The organism is Mycolicibacterium parafortuitum, from assembly GCF_010725485.1.
GTDB lineage: Bacteria > Actinomycetota > Actinomycetes > Mycobacteriales > Mycobacteriaceae > Mycobacterium.
The window spans coordinates 1,795,550-1,812,980 of record NZ_AP022598.1; the positions used below are offsets into that span (position 1 = coordinate 1,795,550).

Here is a 17,431-nt window from a genome sequence, read left to right on the forward strand (position 1 = left end):
ATGCCAGGTCGCCTACGCGCGCCTTCTCCCAGCGTCAGCCGGTCACCGACAGCGTCGCGGCGGCCGCCAGCGCGACCGCCATCAGCGCCAGTTCCAGACCGGCCCTCGAACGCGAGAACCCGGCCGTGCTGCGGTGCGTGCGCGCCGCGGGAAGCCAGAACTCGCGATTGCGCCAGCCGAGCACCACCAGCGCGCCGGTCAACAGCACTTTCGCCGTCAGTACCCGTCCGTACCCGGTCGTGTACAGCTCGGCCGGTGCGTCGAGTATCAGCACGCCGCCGATCAGCCCGCCGACCAGCAGCGCCGCCACGCACGCCAGCGAGAGCCGGGAGAACCCTGGCAGCACCCGGGCCCACTGACCCCGATGGTCGACCGTCAGCACCAGCCCGGCGAGTACGCCGCACCACAGCGCGGCCGCCAGCGCGTGCACCGCGACCGCGACCCCGCCGACGGGACTGTCGGCCAGATGGCCGGTCAACGGGTGCCCGACCACGCCGACCGCGGCGGCGCCGACCGCGACCGGCACCGCCCACTCGGTATGCGGGCGCGTCGCGGTCACGGCGCACACCACCGCGGCGGCGAGCACCGTCAGCAGGCCGGCGCGCCCGGCCGCGGTGTCCGTCGCAAAGCTCACCGCGGTCTGCGCACCGAGATCGGTGACGGAGCGTCCCGCCGCCTCGGCGGCTGCCAGCGTCAGCCGGACCAGCTCGGCGATCACCCAGGTCGCCGACGCCGCCACCAGCGCGGGAACAGCGCGCCGGCGCAGCTCGTGGCGGTGCCGCGGGCCCTCCAGCAGCGGCACGGCCGCCACACCCAGGGTGACGACGGCGGCGGCGTCGGTCACCGTGCGTGCGAGCGATGCGCCCAGGTCGCTCGCCGGATAGGCCAGCGCCCACGACAACACGCAGCCCGCCACGACGACCAGCGCCCCGCCGGCCGCTGCGCGGTACCGGGTCAGGATCGGCGTCGGACCGCCCACAGCGCCCCGGCCGCCACGATCACGGTGACGCCTGCGACGAACGGCCACACCGGCATCTCGTCGGACTCGGGCGCGGCAGCCGGAACGGCAGGCGCGCCGCCGGTCTCGGGGGTGGCCGCCGTGGCGGCGCCGGTCTCGGGGGCGGTCAGCACGCGGTAGCCCCAGGACCCCTTGACTACGTGTCCGTCGGCCGAGGTGGCGCGGTAGTTCACCGTGTAGGTGCCCGCCGGGCCGCCGGAGCGCACCGCGACACTGATCACCGCGCCGTCGACGGTGGGTTCCCCGTCGGACCACAGGGCGCCGTCGGGGCCGATCACGGTCATGGCCGCGAACTGCGGCTGCATCGGCTCGTTGAACGTCGCACTGATCCGCGCGGGCTGCTGCGCGAGCTCGGCGCCGTCGGCCGGATCACTGCCGATCAGCGCTGCGTGCGCGCCCGCGGTGGCGGCGAGCCCGAACCCACCCGCGATCAGGCCGAGGACCAGCATCATCAACGCCAAGGCGTGCCGGGCACGCGGAATCGCCGTCATCAGGCGACGCCGAGCCGCGCCATCAGATCGGCGTCGATCCCGTCGAGCTGCTCGGCGATCGCGGCGTGTGCCGAGCGCCTGCGCGCCGACGGCATGTTCTCGGCGGCGGTGACGGCCGCGGCGAGATCGCTGAGCCGCTCGGTGATCGCGCTGACGAACTGTTTGGTCTCGGCGTCTTTCGGGCGCTTCTCGGTCAGCACCCGCAGCGACTGCTCGGCGCCGGCGATGCGCGCCGACAGCTGCGCACCGTGACCGGAGAACTGGCCGAGCTGGCTCAGCGGGACACCCAGCTGATCGGCGCGGCGCTCGTCGATCAGGCCGCGCGCCGCGATCGACGCGCGGTACACCAGCGGGATCACCACAGGCGCCAGCAAACGGGACACGGTCAGCGCCCGGCGAACCTTGGTGGGGGAGAACAGCTTGCCCTCGCGTGCAGCCCTGAGCTCGGTCTCAGCAACCTTCAACGCGGTACGGTCGCTGTCGCGCTGAGCCCGCAGCTGCGCCTTGAGCGCGCGGTTCTGGGCCTTCTGCTCGGCTTTGAAGCGGCGGACCTCGTTCTTCGCCGACAGCTTCGCTTCGAGCTTGGCCTTGGCTTTGATCGCGCGGGCTTCGGCCTTGCGGGTCGCGCGGGATTTGCGTCGCTTGAACAAAGCCATCCCTGCGGCCTCCCATTCGTCTCGTCGGCAGCACCGCCGGGGTGCGGCGGCGACGGTGACCAACACTATCGTCCAGCACGGGCGGTGGTGGTCGCGCTCCCCGGTGCTGGACTTTCTGTGTCGGGCAGCAAACGACGGCGCGGCTCTGTGCGAGAATCGACCGACATCAGGGGCTGGCGGCGTCGGGTCCGCCGAAGGGTGGTGACGACGTGGGTTCGCGTGCGCGGATCGCCGCAGCGGCCTGCATGGTTGCCTCCGGGCTGCTGGTCGGCGGCGCCGCCGGCGCCGGTGCCGATCCGGGGACGGGCGCCGAGACGGGGGCGGGCGCCGAGCACGACAGCCCCGGCGCAGACACCGAACCCGTCGCCGAGCCGAACCGCCAATCCCGCCGGCCCAAAGCTCCCGAACGACACAGGGCCGAGGGCAGCGATCCGGATGACATCCCCACCCGACCCGACCCCGATGGGACCGACCCCGACGGGACCGAGCCGGAGCTGCCGTGCCCGCCGCGTAACGCGCCGGCCGGCCACGACGACGACAGAGACCGGCCTGTCGGCATGCCGGGCCCGATGGCCGCGCCGGCGCTGGGCCCGCAGCAGCAGCGGCCGAACGTGCTGGACACCGTTCCCGGCATCGGCGTCGGCGGTGCCTCCGACGCGTCCGAGGTTCCGATCAACGTGCCGATCGTGATCTCGGCGCCGGCCGGCTTCAACCCTGTCCCCGCACCCGTCCCCGCGCCCGCGGCCGGTCCCGGGTTCACATCAGGTGGCGCGAGCGCGGCGACGCCTGCCGGTGCGCCGGCCCCGCGCGCGTCGACCTCGGCCGAATCCCTGGCGCGCGACCCGTTGCCCGCAGCGGCCGGTAACCGCGTGACCCTCCCGGCGCCCGCGGGGCGGGTCGGTTACGGCGAGTACCTGCGCGGTGCCGGACTGTCCCAGATCGCGGCGCTGGCGATACCCGGGGTGGCCGGGATCCTGCTGCTCACCGGCGCGGGCGGACTACTCGGATATCGGCAGGCCAAGGCGGCCCAAGGGGTGCGGACCGGGGGAATCGCACGATTCATGAACTAGCTCGAACCGTTCACCCCGACAGGGTGAGCGGCGCATAGTGGAATCCATCGAGAGGGGGAACCATGCCAGCCAGCCGCAGTGTCACGCGCGCGGTGAACGAGGTGCTCGACCTCGCGCCGCGGCAGGGTGAGGTCTCACTGCCCCGCCTGGTCGAAGCCGTCAGCGAAAGCCGGGGCAGACCCATCGAACTCACCACCGCCGAACTGCCGCCGGGGGTGTGCGGGCAGTGGCGGCAGTACGCCGACAAGGACGTCTTCCTGATCCAGCAGGGACTCCCGGCGTGGGACCGCACGCTCGCCCACGAGCTGGGTCACCTCGTGCTGGGCCACGAGGGCATCCCCGTCGTGCAGGCCGCGATGGACAGCACCGAGCTGGCCAGTTCCGATCTGATCGGCTACATGCTCAATCAGCGCACCGGCTGCATGGGGCCGGCCGGTGAGGACGCCGAGCAGGAGGCCGAGGACTTCGCCGCGCTGCTGATCTACCGGCTGGGCCGGCTGCCCTCCGACCGGTCGTCGATCGTGCAGGTCCGCCTCGGAGAGGCATTTGGTTGATCGTCTGGGTGATCGCCGGTCTTCTCGGATTGGCCACCGGCTTGAGGATCGGCTGGGCGCTGGTCAACAAGCAGTCGTTGGTGAGCACCGCGATGATCCTGGCGCTGGGCAGCCTCGGTGCGGTCGCCGCGCTGAACTGGCAGCCGCTGACCCTGCTGGTCGACACGGTGCTGCGGTGGCCCAACATCGCGATGGGGCTGAGCCAGGTGGCGTTGATCGCGTGCGCGGCAGGCAGTTGCGTGATGATCACGACGGTCTCGTCGAGCCGTGCCCCGGCCGCCGCCAGGAAGATCGCGCGGGCTCAGTACGCCGTCGCCGCGGTCATCGCCGCGGCGAGCCTCGCGGCGTTCCTGATGGCGGGTAAGCAGCCGGAGATGGCGCCCGAGGAGTATCTGCGTCGCAACCTGGGTAGCGGCGGTAACTCCCTGCCCTGGCTGCTGCCGCTGCTGTACGTACTGCTGGCGCTGAGCCTGGTGGCGTGGGCCGGCCTGCGGCACTCCAACCGGTCGCGGCGCGGCCGGGCGTTGTTCGTGTTCACCGTCGGCATCGTGCTGATCGTGCTGGCGCTCGCGTTCTTCCTGCTGCGTGCCGTCGGGACCACCGGCCTCGTCGGCGTCGGGGCGGCCGCGACGCTGCTCGGCTGCGCGATGCTGATCGTCGCCGCCGGGTCACTGCTGCCGAGCCTGGAGGACTGGTTCGGGGCGCGCCGGGAGCTCCGCACGATCGGGCCGCTGCTCGACGAACTGGGCCGCCGCCACCCCGACGTGGGTATCGGCGTGCGACCGCGGGGCCCGCTCGTGTTCCGCGTCGCCGAGCGGATGTCGCTGATCTCCGACGCGCTGTTCCTGGAGGCCACCGCCGCGGACGGGGCGCTGCGACCGGTCGACAGCTCAGGCGCCGATATGACCGATCTCGACGAACTCGACGAGGGCACCGAACTCGAAGCACCCGATGTGCCGCCCGTCGAGCAGGCCCGCGCGGTCGCCGAATGGATCTATGAGGGCCACGACGGCGCCGCGGGTGACGGCCGCGAGAAGTTCCCCGGTCTGGCGTGGTTGCGCCAGCCCAACACGTACTCGGACCGGGAGTGGATCTTGGAGATCGCTCGCCAATACCGTCAGCTCAGTAGGGATTTCGCGGGCGGCGAAGGTACCCGGGACTGAGCCGCGGTTGCCGGCTGATTCGCCGGAGCTGTTTGCAGGCTAATCGTCGAGGTTCTCGCGGCGACGCAGTTCGTCGACCTTCTCCACGATGTCCTGCTTGGCCTCCGCCGACAAGCCCACGGTGCGCGCCGCAATCCGGCGAACACCTTCGTCACGCATCCCGGCGAGCAGCGTCAGCTCCTTGTCGAGCTTCTCGTAGTACTCGTCGTCGGTGAAGTAGGCGGGCTTGATCCGGAAGAAGTTGGCAAGCGCGGCCATGGTTGCCTGAGACGGGTTGGTTCGGTTGCCGGAGCGCAGCTGAGACAGGTACGGGGCGGACATGGTCACGCCTTCGGCCTTGAGTGCTGCGATCACCTCCGCGGAGGTATGCGGCCCACGTCCGGGCGGGTAGACGGTGTCGAACAATCGATTGAGGCGAGCGGCAAACGTGTTGCTCATTGTGTTGACCTCCACAAACTGGCGAGCGGGTTCACAGGGCGGCGTATTTGCTGATCATCGTAGCCACAGTTCTGGCCACAACCAAGTGCAAACGACGGAAAAGTCAAGTCGGTTGACTGGTCAGAGCGCCGCTGCTGGTGTGAACGGCCTTAGGGGCAAGCACCTCGCGCCGCCATTCTACGGTGCGACGAAGCAAATACTAACGGGACTGTAGTAACGGTGTGCGCACCACTTTTGCAGCGCCAGTCACAGCGGTCTCTCCGGTTACTGTGGGCAACTTCCAAGTGTTTGACTGTGCAAGCCTCAAAGCGTTTGCTGAGGCGCCGAAACCGGTCAGATCCGTTCCCCGGCAAGCGGTGTGCGCCGCGGGCTCCGTCGCTCGTCGGGGTGCAAACTGCAGCAAGCACGAGGCAGCAGACAGCTATTAAACTGTCAGTAGCCAGTGGCAGGACCTGAGAACAGGGCGGTCAGGCCGCCGCCAGGAGCATCGCCAGGATCGCGGTGTCCGGGTGACTGATCGGGTCGACCCCGACCCGGCTCACCATCGACGTCACGGTGCCGTCGGATTCGGCCTCCACCCACGCGGCGCGGTGTTCCAGGCCCAGATGAGGTAGTCCGGGCAGCAGGACACACCCGGACGCCGCTCCGGTGCATTCCGGAAGTGACGGCATGGTCTCCGAGGGCGGGTGCAGCATCATCAGTGCCGGTGGCTGGCGGTCGGCGAAATGCCCGGGCGGCACGGCCTCGTCGCCGACGACGGTGCCCTCGGCCAGAACCAGACCCACCGTGCCCGGCTCCGGTGCGTCGGGGAGTTCCTCGCGGACACCGAAGATGGTCGTCGTCGACAGCAGGCCGGGCAGTGACGCAACCCGGACCGCGACCATCAGCAGTTGGGCCCACTCCTTGGTGGAGTCCGGCCAGCGACCGGAGACCACGAAGCCCTTCAATGAACCCTTCGAATGGAACGGGGCGACCTCGATCGCCCGCCCGGACCCAAAATTCATCCCGCCTCCCGGCATCTCGACCAATGCCCGACACGCCTCTGGGTCGATGCGCAACAGAATGCGGGAGAAACCGCTTGGCAGACAAGAGGTCCCGACTGCTAAGCAGGGCAAACAAAACCCGGCACGGTCGGGTGACCGTGCCGGGTGACGTTGGGGGACAGGCGATCAGGCGGGCGGGTAAACGCCCATCTGCTTGCCCTTGTCGGTCTGCCAGAAGATGTCGGCGATCTCGTCGATCGTCTTGAGCAGCTTCTCGGCCACGGCGGGGTCCAGCGACTTCTTCACGTCGCCAGCGCCCTTGACACCCTCCCAGAACAGCTGGTGCAGGTTCGGGAACTGGTCGAAGTGGTCCTTGGTGAAGAAGTCGGCCCACAGCACCATCAGGTGGTGCTTGACCTCTTCGGCCTGCCGCTCCTTGATGATGATGGCGCGCGTCTTGAAGTGATCGTCATCAGAATCGTGGTACTTCTGGATCGTCTTCAGGCAGGACAGCGCCTCGATCTTGGCCTGCGCGGGGTCGTAGACGCCGCAGAACAGGTCGCAGTGGGCATGGGCAGGTGTCGCTTCGGAAAATACGGAGTCGAAGAGTCGATGCAGCATGACCCCTAACTTACCCTTAGCCGATGCAGCGAAGCCATGGGCCGTCCAGGTGCCGGCTTCGCGGGCTGGTGCGCCGATTCGTGGTGGTCGAGGATTCGATGCACCCGACGTTGCGGCCGGGTGACGGGCTGCTGGCGGTGCGCGCCGGAACGCCGAAAACCGGTCAGCTAAGGGTGTTTCCCGATCCGCGGCAGTCCAGGAGGTTCCTCGTCAAACGCGTCGGCGGAGTGCGCAGCACCGAGACGGGGCTGAGCTTCGAAGCGCTCTCGGACAACCCCGACGCTCCAGGGGTCACGGATTCACGCAAGTTCGGCTGGGTGCCGGCAGCCGGTTCGTACCGGGTGCTCGTGCGGGTGCGCGGACGAGCACCTAGTACAGAACGATGAGCGCGAGCACGCCCAGCAGGACGAGCGCGATCAGGCCTGCGCGCAGGAAGGCCATCAATTGACTGCGGGTGTACGCCCGCGTCGAGGATTGCCAGTCGGACGGCGGGAACGCCGACCCTGGACCCATCGGAGACGCCGCCATCAGATGCTCCTCGCCTGCACGCCCTGATACCTCCCCGATGCGACCGACATCAGAGTTCCGGTAACCGGTCAAGTGGCTGATTCCGGTGGCCGGACCCAGTGACGCCAGTCACAGGGAATCTCTGTGACGGCGATCATAACGCTCTGGACCGCCGGGAAGAAATCGGCTCGGGGAAACCGGCCGCCGACGTCCACGGTAGTTAGCCCTGCGAGGTATTTCGCTCAGCGGCCGCCCGAGCTTGTTGATCGGGCTTCGCTTAGCGGTCGGGGTTATCCACAGTCCGACCGGGGGGGCATGCGGGCTGACCGGGTGATAGCCGTCGCGGGCGTCCACAGACCTGTGGATGAACCTGTGGAAACTGTGGATAGTGTCCACCCCGCGCCGGTATTGCTGCTGGTGCGCAGTCGCTGGAGCGTGTCAGCATGTGGGCATGGATGACACCGATGTGCCGCAGGCGGCGATCACCGAAGTGCCCGCGACGTTCGGTGACGGCGTGGTGCTGCTCGACGTCCGCGAGGACGACGAGTGGCAGCGCGGGCACGCGCCCGACGCGCAGCACATCCCGATGGGCGACATCCCCTCGCGCCTGGCCGAGATCGACAACCAGGCCGAGCTGTACGTGGTCTGCCACGCCGGTGGACGGTCGCAACGCGTCGCGCAGTACCTCGCCCGAAACGGCTACGACCCGATCAACGTGACCGGCGGCATGCTCGCCTGGGCCGGTGCGGGACGTCCGGTGGTCACCGACGACGGAAGCGCCGGCACGGTCTGACCCCGGCGTCACTGATTAGGCTGTTCTGATGATCCAAGTGTGTTCCCAGTGTGGGACGCGATGGAACGTGCGCGACCGGCAGCGGGTGTGGTGCCCGCGTTGCCGCGGAACCCTGCTCGCGCCGACCGGCCAAGCCCCGGCGCCGGGCTGGAATCGGCCATCGGGTGCACCGCCGCAGGGTCCGGAGGGACCCGGCCCGCGCCCACCGTCGGGATACCGCTGGGTCGCCGTGCGCCCGGGCGCCCCGCCGCACCCGCGGCGCCGCCGCCGCGACCTCGGCCCGACCCCGCGATATCAGAGCATTCCGCGGTGGGGGCTGGTCGAACACTTCGACGCACCCGATCAGGAATCCGCGGTGCGCACCGGACCGTCGCCGCACGCTGTGCGGGTCATGCTGCTGCTGACGCTGGCCGGACTCGGCGCGGCGGCTTTCGTCCACGTGGTGCGCTACATCCTGCTGATCGTCAACCGCACCGTGCTGCTCAATCCGTGGGTCGCCGCGGCGGCCACCTGGGGCGGGGTCGCGGTGAGTGTGATCGCGGCGTTCCTGGTGGTGGCCACCGCCCTGGTGCTGACCAACTGGCTGATCGCGCGGCGGGCCGCGGCCTATGCGCACACCGGGCGGCAGGACCCCCGCACGCGCGTCGAACTGTGGGTGGGCGCTCTGACGCCGCTGGTGAACCTGGTGTGGGCGCCGGTATACGTGATCGAGCTCGCCGAGGCCGAAGGCCGGTGGCGGTGGCTGCAGCGGTCCATCATCACGTGGTGGGTCGTCTGGGTCCTCAACACCGCGGTGTCGGTGTTCTCGATCGCGACCAGCTTCACCACCGATCCGCAGGGCATCGCCGACAACACCGTCACCACGATCGTGGCCTACTTGTTCGCGGCCGCGTCGCTGCTGCTCGTCGGCCGGGTGTTCGCGGGATTCGAGGAGCAGTCGGTGGAGCGTCCGACGCACCGGTGGGTGGTGGTGCCGACCGAGGAGAAACCGGCTGAACCCGCGACTTCAGTTGAGCCCGACGGCGAGAACCCGGCAGCATAGCCCTATGAGCTCGGGTGAGACGTTCGGCGGCCACCCCTTCGTGGTCGCCCACCGCGGCGCCTCGGCCGCGCGTCCGGAGCACACCCGGGCCGCATATCAACTGGCCCTCGAGGAGGGCGCGGACGCGGTCGAATGCGACGTCCGGCTGACCAAGGACGGGCATCTCGTCTGCGTTCACGACCGCCGGGTGGACCGCACGTCGAACGGGACCGGCCTTGTCAGCGACATGACGCTGGCGCAGCTGCGCGAGTTCGACTACGGCTCATGGCATCCGAGCCGGCGGGCGGACTGCGGTAATGGCGACACGGGTCTGCTCACCCTCGACGACCTGGTGTCGCTGGTGATGGACTGCAACCGTCCGGTGAAGATGTTCATCGAGACCAAACATCCGGTGCGTTTCGGCGCGCTGGTGGAGAGCAAGGTGCTGGCGCTGCTGCACCGCTACGGCATCGCGTCGCCGGCCTCGGCGGACATGGCGCGTGCGGTGGTGATGTCGTTCTCGGCGGCCGCGGTGTGGCGGATCCGGCGCGCGGCGCCGATGCTGCCGACCGTCCTGCTCGGCGAGACATCGCGGTACCTCGGCGGCAGCGCCGCGACGACGGTCGGTGCGACCGCCGTCGGGCCGTCCATCGCGACGCTGCGCGAGCACCCGGAGCTGGTGGACCGGGCCGCGGCCCAGGGACGGGCGCTGTACTGCTGGACCGTCGACCACTACGAGGACGTGCAGTACTGCCGCGAACTCGGGGTCGGTTGGATCGCGACGAACCACCCCGGCCGGACCAAGGCCTGGCTGCAGAACGGGCTGACCGGGGCAGGCCGCGACTGACTAGAGGGCGCCGCCGGCGACGGCGGGGGCCGAGGCGTCGTCCCCGGAGGAGGCGGGCACCTCGCGCGCGACGAAGTCCTCCAGGCGGAACAGATCGGAGCCGGCCCGCTCGGCGATGCGCACCAGGGTGGTCATCAGCGCGACCTCTTCGACCTGTTCCTTGAGGAACCACTGCATGAACTGCTCGCCGAGGTAGTCGCCCTCGTCCCGGGCGGTCGCGGCGAGCCGGCTGATCTGGTCGGTGACCGAACGCTCGAGGTCGAGCGCCAGCGCGATGGCGTCGCGGGCGGAACCGAAGTCGTTGCGCACCGGGTCCACGGCCGGGATCTCGGTCGTGACGCCGCGGTCGAGCAGGTAGCGCACCAGCATCATCGCGTGATTGCGTTCCTCGACGGACTGCCGGTAGAAGACCTTGGCCAGCTGGGGCAGATCCGCACCGTCGAAGTACACCGCGATCGCCAAGTACTGCTGCGACGCGCCGAGTTCGCTGCGGATCTGGTCGTTCAGCAGGCTGTGGAACTTGGTGTCGAGTGCATCCGAGGGCGCAGAGGCGGCTGATGTGGTCATGTCACGAAGATATAGCAGGTCAGTGGGCATTGTCATCGAAGGTGCGCCTTACCGAGCTGAGCCTGACCTTAGTAAGGGTGGCCAGTGTGACGCCCGCTACAAAGTTTGCTGCTCAGGGATTTCCGGCGTCCAGCACATCCTGGGGGATCGGTGCGTCCGAGGCGAGCGCCGAGAACAGCCGTTCGGCGGCCTCGCTGTCCCAGACCACGATCGACCCCGCGCCGTTGCTGGTGAACTCACCGATCGGCACGGTGATGTTGGTGAGCTCGCCCCGCATCGCCCAGCCCAGCCGGGCCAGGTCCCAGATGTGGGCGCCGTCGTCGACGGTCAGGGTGTCGGCCGCGGCGGTGGCCATCGGGTACCAGCGCAGCGGGTTGAGCAGCACCGCCGGGCTGGTGGCGCGGTCGACCAGCGCCGACATGAACTGCCGTTGATGCACCATCCGGTCCAGGTCGGCGCGCGGGGTGGCCCGCGACCGGACATAGCCCAGCGCCGAGCGGCCGTCGAGCTCCTGGCAGCCGGCGGGCAGGTTGATACCGGCCAGCGGATCGTCGATCGGGGCGTCGGGGCATACGGTGACTCCGCCGACCGCGTCGACCACTCCGGCGAACCCGCCGAAGCCGACCTCGGCGTAGTGGTCGATGCGCAGGCCGGTGGCCAGCTCGACGGTGCGGGCCAGCAGTTCGGCACCGCCCACCGAGAACGCGGCGTTGATCTTGTCGTTGCCGTAGTCGGGGATCGACACGTAGGAGTCGCGCGGGATCGACACCATCGTTGCCGTCGTGCTCGACAGCAGTCCCGGCAGATGCACCAGCATGATCGTGTCGGTGCGGCTGCCGCCCAGATCGCCACCGGTGGCCAGCTCGGCCTGCTGCTCCGGGGTCAGCCCTTCCCGGCCGTCGGAGCCGACCAGCAGCCAGGTGGTTCCCGCGCCCTGCGGCGGACGGTCCGCGTAGGCGGTCAGCGCCGGGATCCGGGTGAGTGACGAGTCGACCCAGACGCCGAGCGCGATGCCGCCCGCGCCGAGAAGCAGCAGGCACACCAGCGCGATCCGGAACCACCGGCGCACCCGCCGCGGCTTGCGGGGGTGGCCCACGATCGGCGGCGGAGCCTGCCGGGGTGGCGGGGCCTGCCGGGGTGGGGGTGCCTGCCGGGGTGGGGGAGTCGGCCGCGGCCGGGGCGGAGCCTGCCGAGGCGGCGGGACCTGCCGAGGCGGCGGCGGTACCGGTCCGCGCGGCGGACGATAGTTCGGGTCGCGCCGGATGACCTCCGAGTGCTCGCGGCGCCACGGGGTTCCGCGCGGAGGGGGCGGCGGCACCGGCCCCGGATAGGGTGGCCGCTTGTCGGTCACCCTAAGAATGTACGTGTTAGAGCAGCCAACTCAGCCGTCCCGCGAGTAGCGAGTATCCGACGAACGCGACGACGTCGATCAGTGTGTGCGCGACGATCAGCGGCCACAACCGGCCGGTGCGCTGCCACACGTAGCCGAACACCAGTCCCATCGCGACGTTGCCCAGGCCCGCGCCGAACCCCTGGTACAGGTGATAGACGCCACGAAGCAGAGCCGAGGCCGCCAGTGCCACCCACGGATTCACGCGCAGCTGGCGCAGCCGGGTCATCAGGAACCCGACCACGATCACCTCTTCGGCCCAGCCGTTGCCGAACGCCAGCAGCAGCAGAACCGGGATGCGCCACCAGGTGTCGTTGAGCTCGGCCGGCTCGACCGATGCATTGGCGCCGAGGAGGCGGGCGATCTGGTAGAACGCCAGACCGGGTACGCCGATCAGCAGCGCGAGCCCGACGCCGCCGAGAATGTCCTGGCGCCAACGGATCCGGGCCAATCCGATGCGGGCCGGGCCGTCACCGCCGCGCCAGAGCAGGTACACCGCGAGGACACCCCAGGCGAGCAGCTGGAACAGGCCGGCGAGGTTCAGGCCCAGATCGATCAGGTCGAACGGAGACCTCTTCGGATTCAGCGCGACGGTCTGCCCGGCCAGGCCGAGCAGCACGCCCTCGATGAGCCTCAGCAGCGCGGTGTAGGCGCTGAGCCCGAACGTGACCGCCAGCACCACCGCGATCTCGAGTCGCAGCGCCCGGCGTTGCGGCTCGGTCAGCTCGTCGTCGGTCGCGCTCACCGCAGTCACGGTAGCGGCTGTCAGATCCCCCGCGCGCGCAGCCCGTTGAGGAACGGGCAGCCCATCAGCACCCGGATCGCCCGGCTGAGCCCGGTGACGTCGTCGACCGGTTTCCCGAACGGCAGCCGTACGTCGTGGTCACCGTTCTCGCTCTCGACCCGCAGGGAGACGCCGTAGCGGTCCAGGCCGAGGGGGCGGACCCGGCCGCGCTGCAGGGAGCTGGGCAGCCGGGTGGCGAGGCGGTCGACCATGTCGCGATGCGCGGACTCCATGTGTTGCAGCCAGTGCGATTCCATGGCGCAGAACGGGTCCGGGCGTGCGCCGAGCAGTTCGCCGACCGCGACGGACTCCGCGCCGGTGGAATCGGCGACCACGACGGACTCGATCTCCAGGCGCAGCAGCCCGTAGCGGGTGTCGCCGTCCTGGTTGTCACCGGAATTGACCTGCAGCAGAGCTGGATTGGGCTCAGATGCGGCGATCAGGTCGAGCAGCCCGGCGACCTCGGAACTCGCGACGTCGCGCAGCACGCCCTGGATCCAGACCAGCGAGCGCACCGGCTCGCGCAGCGGCAGCGGCGAGTAGTCGGTCATCTCCAGTACGGCCTGGATGCCTGCGTTGCCCGAGGACACCACCGCGGCGGCCAGCGCGCCGTGGCTCGGGACGGTGATCGCGAACGACCCGTCGTCGAGGAGGTGGTGCACCGGAGTGGTGACCGGTTCGAGACCCTCAACGGCGAGCATCGCGCCGCCGGCCCGGGCGCATGCGCTACGGATCCGCTCCGCCGTCGTGGGAGCTGCGGTCAGTGCCGGAGAAGCCATCACGCCTGCCTTTCGCTTGGTAAGGTGAGCCTAAGTTAACTTGGGCACCCAGGAGGGCGCAAGGCCTTCCCGCAGCGGAACGGGATTACCGCGCCGACCGATAAGGTGGGGCCGTGCCCGGCATCGCATACCTCGGTCCCGAGGGGACCTTCACCGAGGCGGCGCTGCGCGCACTCGCCGCCGCCGGCATGATCCCGCCGGCGGATTCGGGCACCGAAGCGCTGACCCCGGTCGCGACCGACAGCACGCCCGCCGCGCTGGAGGCGGTCCGCGCCGGCGCCGTCCAGTTCGCCTGCGTGCCGATCGAGAACTCCATCGACGGCCCGGTCCTGCCGACACTGGACAGCCTGGCCGAAGGTGAGCCGCTGCAGATCTACGCCGAACTGACCCTGGACGTGTCGTTCACGATCGCGGTGCGTCCCGGCATCGCCGCGGCCGACGTGCGCACCGTCGCGGCGTTCCCGGTGGCCGCCGCCCAGGTGAAGAAGTGGTTGAGCGCCAACCTGCCGAACGCCGAACTGGTTCCGTCGAATTCGAACGCCGCCGCCGCACAGGACGTCGCGGCCGGCCGGGCGGACGCGGCGGTCAGCACCGCGCTGGCCACCGAGCGCTACGGCCTCGACACGCTGGCGTCGGGCATCGTCGACGAACCGAACGCCCGCACCCGGTTCGTGCTCGTCGGCTGCCCTGGTCCGCCGCCGCCGCGCACCGGCGCCGACCGGACGTCGGTGGTGCTGCGACTCGACAACAAACCGGGCGCGCTGGTCGGTGCGATGAACGAGCTCGCGATCCGCGACATCGACCTGACCGGTATCGAATCCCGGCCCACCCGAACGGAATTGGGTACCTACAAGTTCTATCTCGACTTCATCGGGCACATCGACGACGATTCGGTGGCCGAGGCGATGCGGGCGCTGTACCGCCGCTGCGCCGACGTCCGCTATCTCGGGTCCTGGCCGACGGGGGACGTCGTCGGCGCCCTGCCGCCGTCGTTCGACGACGCGGCCGCGTGGCTGCAGCGGCTGCGGGAGGGCAAACCGTGAGCGGACGGCTTGTCCTGGTCCGGCACGGTCAGTCGCATGCCAATGTGGAACGGCGCCTCGACACCCGCCCGCCCGGTGCCGAGCTGACCGGCCTCGGCCGCGATCAGGCGCGTGAGTTCGCGCGAGGCCTGACCCGGCCGCCGGCGATGATCACCCATTCGATCGCGACCCGCGCCGTGCAGACCGCGGCCCAGATCGCCGAGGAGATCGGCCGGACCTTCGCCGGCGCGGGGCCGGTGCCGTTCGAGGGCATCCACGAGGTCCAGGCCGGTGAGCTGGAGGACCGCTCCGACGAGGACGCCCACGACACGTTCAACGACGTCTACCGGCGCTGGCACGGCGGCGAGCTGGATCTCGCCGTGCCCGGCGGCGAGACCGCGCGGCAGGTGCTCGAGCGCTACGTGCCCGTGCTCGACCAACTGCGTATGCACTACCTCGACGACGCGGCCTGGCACGGCGACATCGTCGTGGTCAGCCACGGCGCCGCGATCCGGCTCGTGTCGGCGGTCCTGGCCGGCGTCGACAGCACGTTCGCGATCGACCACCACCTGGCCAACACCGAGTCGGTGGTACTGGCGCCGGTCACCGACGGGGGCTGGAGTTGTGTGCAGTGGGGCACGCTGACACCGCCCTTCGAACCGGAGGCGCCGGTGACGACGGCCGACGCGCGCTCAGCCGACCCGATGGGCTGATTCGGCGGCGAACTCGTCGCACAGGCATCCGACCGCGCTGCAGTCGAGGTGCATGTCGTGGTCTGAGGCGGCGACGAAGCACTCGTCCTCGGTGCATTCGGGGCGCCGGAGGGTGTGGTGGATCAACGCACCATGGCAGTGCTCCAACCCCGTACGGCAGGCGCGGCACTGTTCGGTCATGTGCCGTTCATAGCACTGGGAGCCGACGAATCACAGCGGGCGCGCGGTCATTTCGCTTTCCGGTCAGCCCCAGCCCAGTTCGTGCAGGCGTTCGTCGTCGATGCCGAAGTGGTGCGCGATCTCGTGGATGACGGTGATCGCGACCTCGTCGACGACCTCCTGTTCGTCACCGCACACGTCGAGCAGGGCCTCGCGGTAGATGGTGATGGTGTCCGGCAACGATCCGGCGTACCAGGAATCCCGCTCGGTCAGCGCGACACCCTCGTAGAGGCCCAGCAGATCGGGCTCGTCCTCGTTGCGGTCGGCGACCAGGATCACGACGTTGTCGATCGCGGACGCCAACTGCGGAGGAAGGAGATCCAGGGCGTCGCCGACCAACTCTTCGAACCGTTGCGGGCTCATCCGCACGGCCACCCGGCTACACCCCGGGCGGGAGCGGCGGCGCGGGCGGCAACTGTTCCGCGGGCGGCGCCGGCGGGGGGAACAACGGCGGCGGTACGGCTTCCTGCGGTGGCGGAGGAAGCTGATCGGCGGGCGGAGCCGTACCGGGCGGAGGCGGGGGGCCGTTCAGGAACGTGTTGCCGCCCTGTTCGGGCAGTGCCTCGGCCGGTGGCTGCGGTGCCTCGGAGACGGGTGCGGGCGGGCCGTGCACGGTCTGCTGCTCGCTGCTGTCCGACGTCGAAGTCGACGAGCCCGAACCCGACGAACTCGACGACGAACCCGACGACGAGCTCGGTGAATCGGGGATCGGGATCGGCGGCAGGTTCAGCCGCTCTTCCGGGATGTCCGGCGGCGGCACCGGCGGCTGGCCGTTGATCATCAGCGGACCCTTGGCGCTGTTGAGCAGGGTCGACCAACCGCCGTTGCCCAGCGTCGCGCCGATGCTGCACGACACCTGGCGGCTGCCCGCCGACCAGCTCGGCAGCGACACGGTGCTGTAGACCAGGGTCAGCGTCGTCTCGCGCAGTTTGATCGGCGCCAGGTAGGCGTCGGTCATCTTCGTGCACTCGTCCTTGATGAACGTGTCCTGCTCGTTCTCGGCGGGCAGGGCGTCCGGGAACCTGGCGGCGAGATCGACCGCGCCGGTGACCTCCATCGCGTGCGGCGCGGCGCAGTCGACCGGGATGTCGGTGGGCTGATTGGTGGCCGGGTCGATGCCAAGGCATGTGCCCGCGGGCCAGACCTTCGACTGGTCGATCTCGGCGACCTTGCCCGTGAACGCGAGCTGCTGATTGTTCGGGCCGGGCAGTTGCAGGCCGCACAGCATCCGGCGCTCACCGGACTGCCGCCAGGCCTTGTCGCCGGACCACAGCATGCTGACACTGAAGCGGCTGTTCGGGTCGAAGCGCGGGCCCAGGTAGCGCTGGACCGCCGCCGAGCACTGCTCTTGGCTGATCTGCTGGATGCGCGCCGGGGACGGCGGCGCCGCGTCGGGGCCGTACTCGCTGCCCGGGAAGGTCCGCATGTCGACCGACTCGGCGACCTCGAACCGGTGCTCACCGGCGCAGTCGACGATCTCGGCCGCGTCCGGGGTCCGCTCCGGCCAGTTCAGGCAGTCACCGGATTTGGCGTGGTCGAAGGTGTCGTTGCCGCGGGGACCCAGCGAGATCGAGTTCGCGGTGAGCCCACCGCTCGGCGAGGTCTCGGGAAGCACCGTGATCACCCCGGCGATCAGGAGCCCGCCGAGCGCCGTCAGCAGGAGGGCGCGCCGCGTCGAGGCGGGTTGCAGGCTCCTCCACCAGGGACCGGAAGACTCAGACATCCGCTCCATTGTGACAGGCGTGTCAGGTGCTGTGACAATTGATGCAGTTGTAATGTGACGCGATTGGAGCCT

The 17,431-nt window shown here is 70.0% G+C and carries 23 protein-coding genes; 9 read left to right on the forward strand and 14 right to left on the reverse strand.

The window, feature by feature from the left end; all coding sequences use genetic code 11:
* Positions 1-34: 34 nt before the first annotated feature.
* Genes NTM_RS08465 through NTM_RS08475 form a run of 3 tightly spaced genes read right to left on the reverse strand, consistent with a single transcriptional unit; the run spans position 35 to position 2,165 of the window.
* Positions 35-979: a CopD family protein gene (locus NTM_RS08465; protein ID WP_232079662.1), complete on the reverse strand. Its 945-nt coding sequence runs from the start codon at positions 977-979 to the stop codon at positions 35-37.
* Positions 955-1,509, reverse strand: a complete 555-nt coding sequence (locus NTM_RS08470) for a copper resistance CopC family protein (RefSeq protein ID WP_104865182.1) — start codon at positions 1,507-1,509, stop codon at positions 955-957. The genes NTM_RS08465 and NTM_RS08470 overlap by 25 nt, the downstream gene beginning before the upstream one ends.
* Positions 1,509-2,165 (reverse strand): DUF6474 family protein, encoded by a 657-nt coding sequence (locus NTM_RS08475; protein WP_104865183.1) that lies wholly within the window; start codon positions 2,163-2,165, stop codon positions 1,509-1,511. Before NTM_RS08475 ends, NTM_RS08470 begins: the two co-directional genes overlap by 1 nt.
* Positions 2,166-2,374: 209 nt before the next feature.
* On the opposite strand from NTM_RS08475, the gene NTM_RS08480 reads away from it, so the two are divergent.
* The 3 genes from NTM_RS08480 to NTM_RS08490 all read left to right on the forward strand — a co-directional run bounded on the left by NTM_RS08480 (position 2,375) and on the right by NTM_RS08490 (position 4,952).
* Entirely contained in the window at positions 2,375-3,235 is an 861-nt protein-coding gene (locus NTM_RS08480) for a hypothetical protein (RefSeq protein WP_163766032.1), read from the forward strand.
* A 62-nt stretch (positions 3,236-3,297) separates the two neighbouring features.
* Positions 3,298-3,789: an ImmA/IrrE family metallo-endopeptidase gene (locus NTM_RS08485; protein WP_104865185.1), complete on the forward strand. Its 492-nt coding sequence runs from the start codon at positions 3,298-3,300 to the stop codon at positions 3,787-3,789.
* Positions 3,786-4,952 carry a hypothetical protein gene (locus NTM_RS08490; RefSeq protein ID WP_104865186.1) on the forward strand — a complete coding sequence of 389 codons (1,167 nt, stop codon included), beginning with the start codon at positions 3,786-3,788 and terminating at the stop codon, positions 4,950-4,952. Before NTM_RS08485 ends, NTM_RS08490 begins: the two co-directional genes overlap by 4 nt.
* A 39-nt stretch (positions 4,953-4,991) precedes the next feature.
* On the opposite strand, the gene NTM_RS08495 is transcribed toward NTM_RS08490, so the two are convergent.
* The 3 genes from NTM_RS08495 to sodN form a co-directional block, all read right to left on the reverse strand.
* Entirely contained in the window at positions 4,992-5,390 is a 399-nt protein-coding gene (locus NTM_RS08495; RefSeq protein WP_083146257.1) for a helix-turn-helix transcriptional regulator, read from the reverse strand.
* Between the two features lie 467 nt (positions 5,391-5,857).
* Positions 5,858-6,394, reverse strand: a complete 537-nt coding sequence (locus NTM_RS08500) for a peptidase (protein WP_104865238.1) — start codon at positions 6,392-6,394, stop codon at positions 5,858-5,860.
* A 165-nt stretch (positions 6,395-6,559) separates the two neighbouring features.
* The gene (gene sodN / locus NTM_RS08505; RefSeq protein ID WP_104865187.1) at positions 6,560-6,994 is read right to left on the reverse strand and encodes a superoxide dismutase, Ni; all 435 of its coding nucleotides are present in this window, start codon (positions 6,992-6,994) and stop codon (positions 6,560-6,562) included.
* A gap of 23 nt (positions 6,995-7,017) precedes the next feature.
* Here sodN and NTM_RS08510 point away from each other — a divergent pair, with 23 nt between their 5' ends.
* Positions 7,018-7,380, forward strand: coding sequence for a S26 family signal peptidase (locus tag NTM_RS08510; RefSeq protein WP_272955226.1), 363 nt, complete (start codon positions 7,018-7,020; stop codon positions 7,378-7,380).
* Here NTM_RS08510 and NTM_RS28520 read toward each other — a convergent pair.
* Complete coding sequence (locus tag NTM_RS28520) at positions 7,364-7,522, reverse strand: hypothetical protein (RefSeq protein ID WP_165761656.1); 159 nt, start codon at positions 7,520-7,522, stop codon at positions 7,364-7,366. The two genes, NTM_RS08510 and NTM_RS28520, sit on opposite strands and share 17 nt — an antisense overlap.
* Positions 7,523-7,952: 430 nt before the next feature.
* On the opposite strand from NTM_RS28520, the gene NTM_RS08515 reads away from it, so the two are divergent.
* From NTM_RS08515 to NTM_RS08525, 3 genes are read left to right on the forward strand one after another with little or no spacing between them, the layout of a single operon-like run.
* The gene (locus NTM_RS08515) at positions 7,953-8,294 is read left to right on the forward strand and encodes a rhodanese-like domain-containing protein (protein ID WP_104865189.1); all 342 of its coding nucleotides are present in this window, start codon (positions 7,953-7,955) and stop codon (positions 8,292-8,294) included.
* 28 nt (positions 8,295-8,322) lie between these two features.
* The gene (locus NTM_RS08520) at positions 8,323-9,336 is read left to right on the forward strand and encodes a DUF4328 domain-containing protein (protein ID WP_104865190.1); all 1,014 of its coding nucleotides are present in this window, start codon (positions 8,323-8,325) and stop codon (positions 9,334-9,336) included.
* A gap of 4 nt (positions 9,337-9,340) precedes the next feature.
* Complete coding sequence (locus tag NTM_RS08525) at positions 9,341-10,162, forward strand: glycerophosphodiester phosphodiesterase (protein WP_163766033.1); 822 nt, start codon at positions 9,341-9,343, stop codon at positions 10,160-10,162.
* Here NTM_RS08525 and NTM_RS08530 read toward each other — a convergent pair whose 3' ends face one another.
* From NTM_RS08530 to NTM_RS08545, 4 genes are all read right to left on the reverse strand, one after another.
* Positions 10,163-10,729, reverse strand: a complete 567-nt coding sequence (locus NTM_RS08530; RefSeq protein ID WP_104865192.1) for a ferritin — start codon at positions 10,727-10,729, stop codon at positions 10,163-10,165.
* A gap of 112 nt (positions 10,730-10,841) precedes the next feature.
* The gene (locus NTM_RS08535; RefSeq protein ID WP_435405081.1) at positions 10,842-12,080 is read right to left on the reverse strand and encodes an LCP family protein; all 1,239 of its coding nucleotides are present in this window, start codon (positions 12,078-12,080) and stop codon (positions 10,842-10,844) included.
* A gap of 16 nt (positions 12,081-12,096) precedes the next feature.
* Entirely contained in the window at positions 12,097-12,864 is a 768-nt protein-coding gene (locus NTM_RS08540; protein ID WP_163766034.1) for a CPBP family intramembrane glutamic endopeptidase, read from the reverse strand.
* Positions 12,865-12,884: 20 nt separating this feature from the next.
* Complete coding sequence (locus tag NTM_RS08545) at positions 12,885-13,682, reverse strand: DUF2470 domain-containing protein (RefSeq protein ID WP_163766035.1); 798 nt, start codon at positions 13,680-13,682, stop codon at positions 12,885-12,887.
* Positions 13,683-13,795: 113 nt separating this feature from the next.
* Between NTM_RS08545 and pheA the strand changes: the two genes are divergently transcribed.
* Together pheA and NTM_RS08555 are read left to right on the forward strand one after the other, a co-directional pair.
* A complete protein-coding gene (gene pheA, locus NTM_RS08550; protein ID WP_163766036.1) occupies positions 13,796-14,725 on the forward strand; it encodes a prephenate dehydratase in 930 nt (309 codons plus the stop codon).
* Positions 14,722-15,417: a histidine phosphatase family protein gene (locus tag NTM_RS08555; RefSeq protein WP_163766037.1), complete on the forward strand. Its 696-nt coding sequence runs from the start codon at positions 14,722-14,724 to the stop codon at positions 15,415-15,417. The genes pheA and NTM_RS08555 overlap by 4 nt, the downstream gene beginning before the upstream one ends.
* On the opposite strand, the gene NTM_RS08560 is transcribed toward NTM_RS08555, so the two are convergent.
* From NTM_RS08560 to NTM_RS08570, 3 genes are all read right to left on the reverse strand, one after another.
* Complete coding sequence (locus NTM_RS08560; RefSeq protein WP_104865197.1) at positions 15,397-15,597, reverse strand: hypothetical protein; 201 nt, start codon at positions 15,595-15,597, stop codon at positions 15,397-15,399. The genes NTM_RS08555 and NTM_RS08560 overlap by 21 nt on opposite strands.
* 63 nt (positions 15,598-15,660) lie before the next feature.
* A complete protein-coding gene (locus NTM_RS08565) occupies positions 15,661-16,011 on the reverse strand; it encodes a metallopeptidase family protein (RefSeq protein ID WP_083142788.1) in 351 nt (116 codons plus the stop codon).
* Between the two features lie 4 nt (positions 16,012-16,015).
* Positions 16,016-17,368 carry a septum formation family protein gene (locus NTM_RS08570; protein WP_163766038.1) on the reverse strand — a complete coding sequence of 451 codons (1,353 nt, stop codon included), beginning with the start codon at positions 17,366-17,368 and terminating at the stop codon, positions 16,016-16,018.
* Positions 17,369-17,431 lie beyond the last annotated feature (63 nt).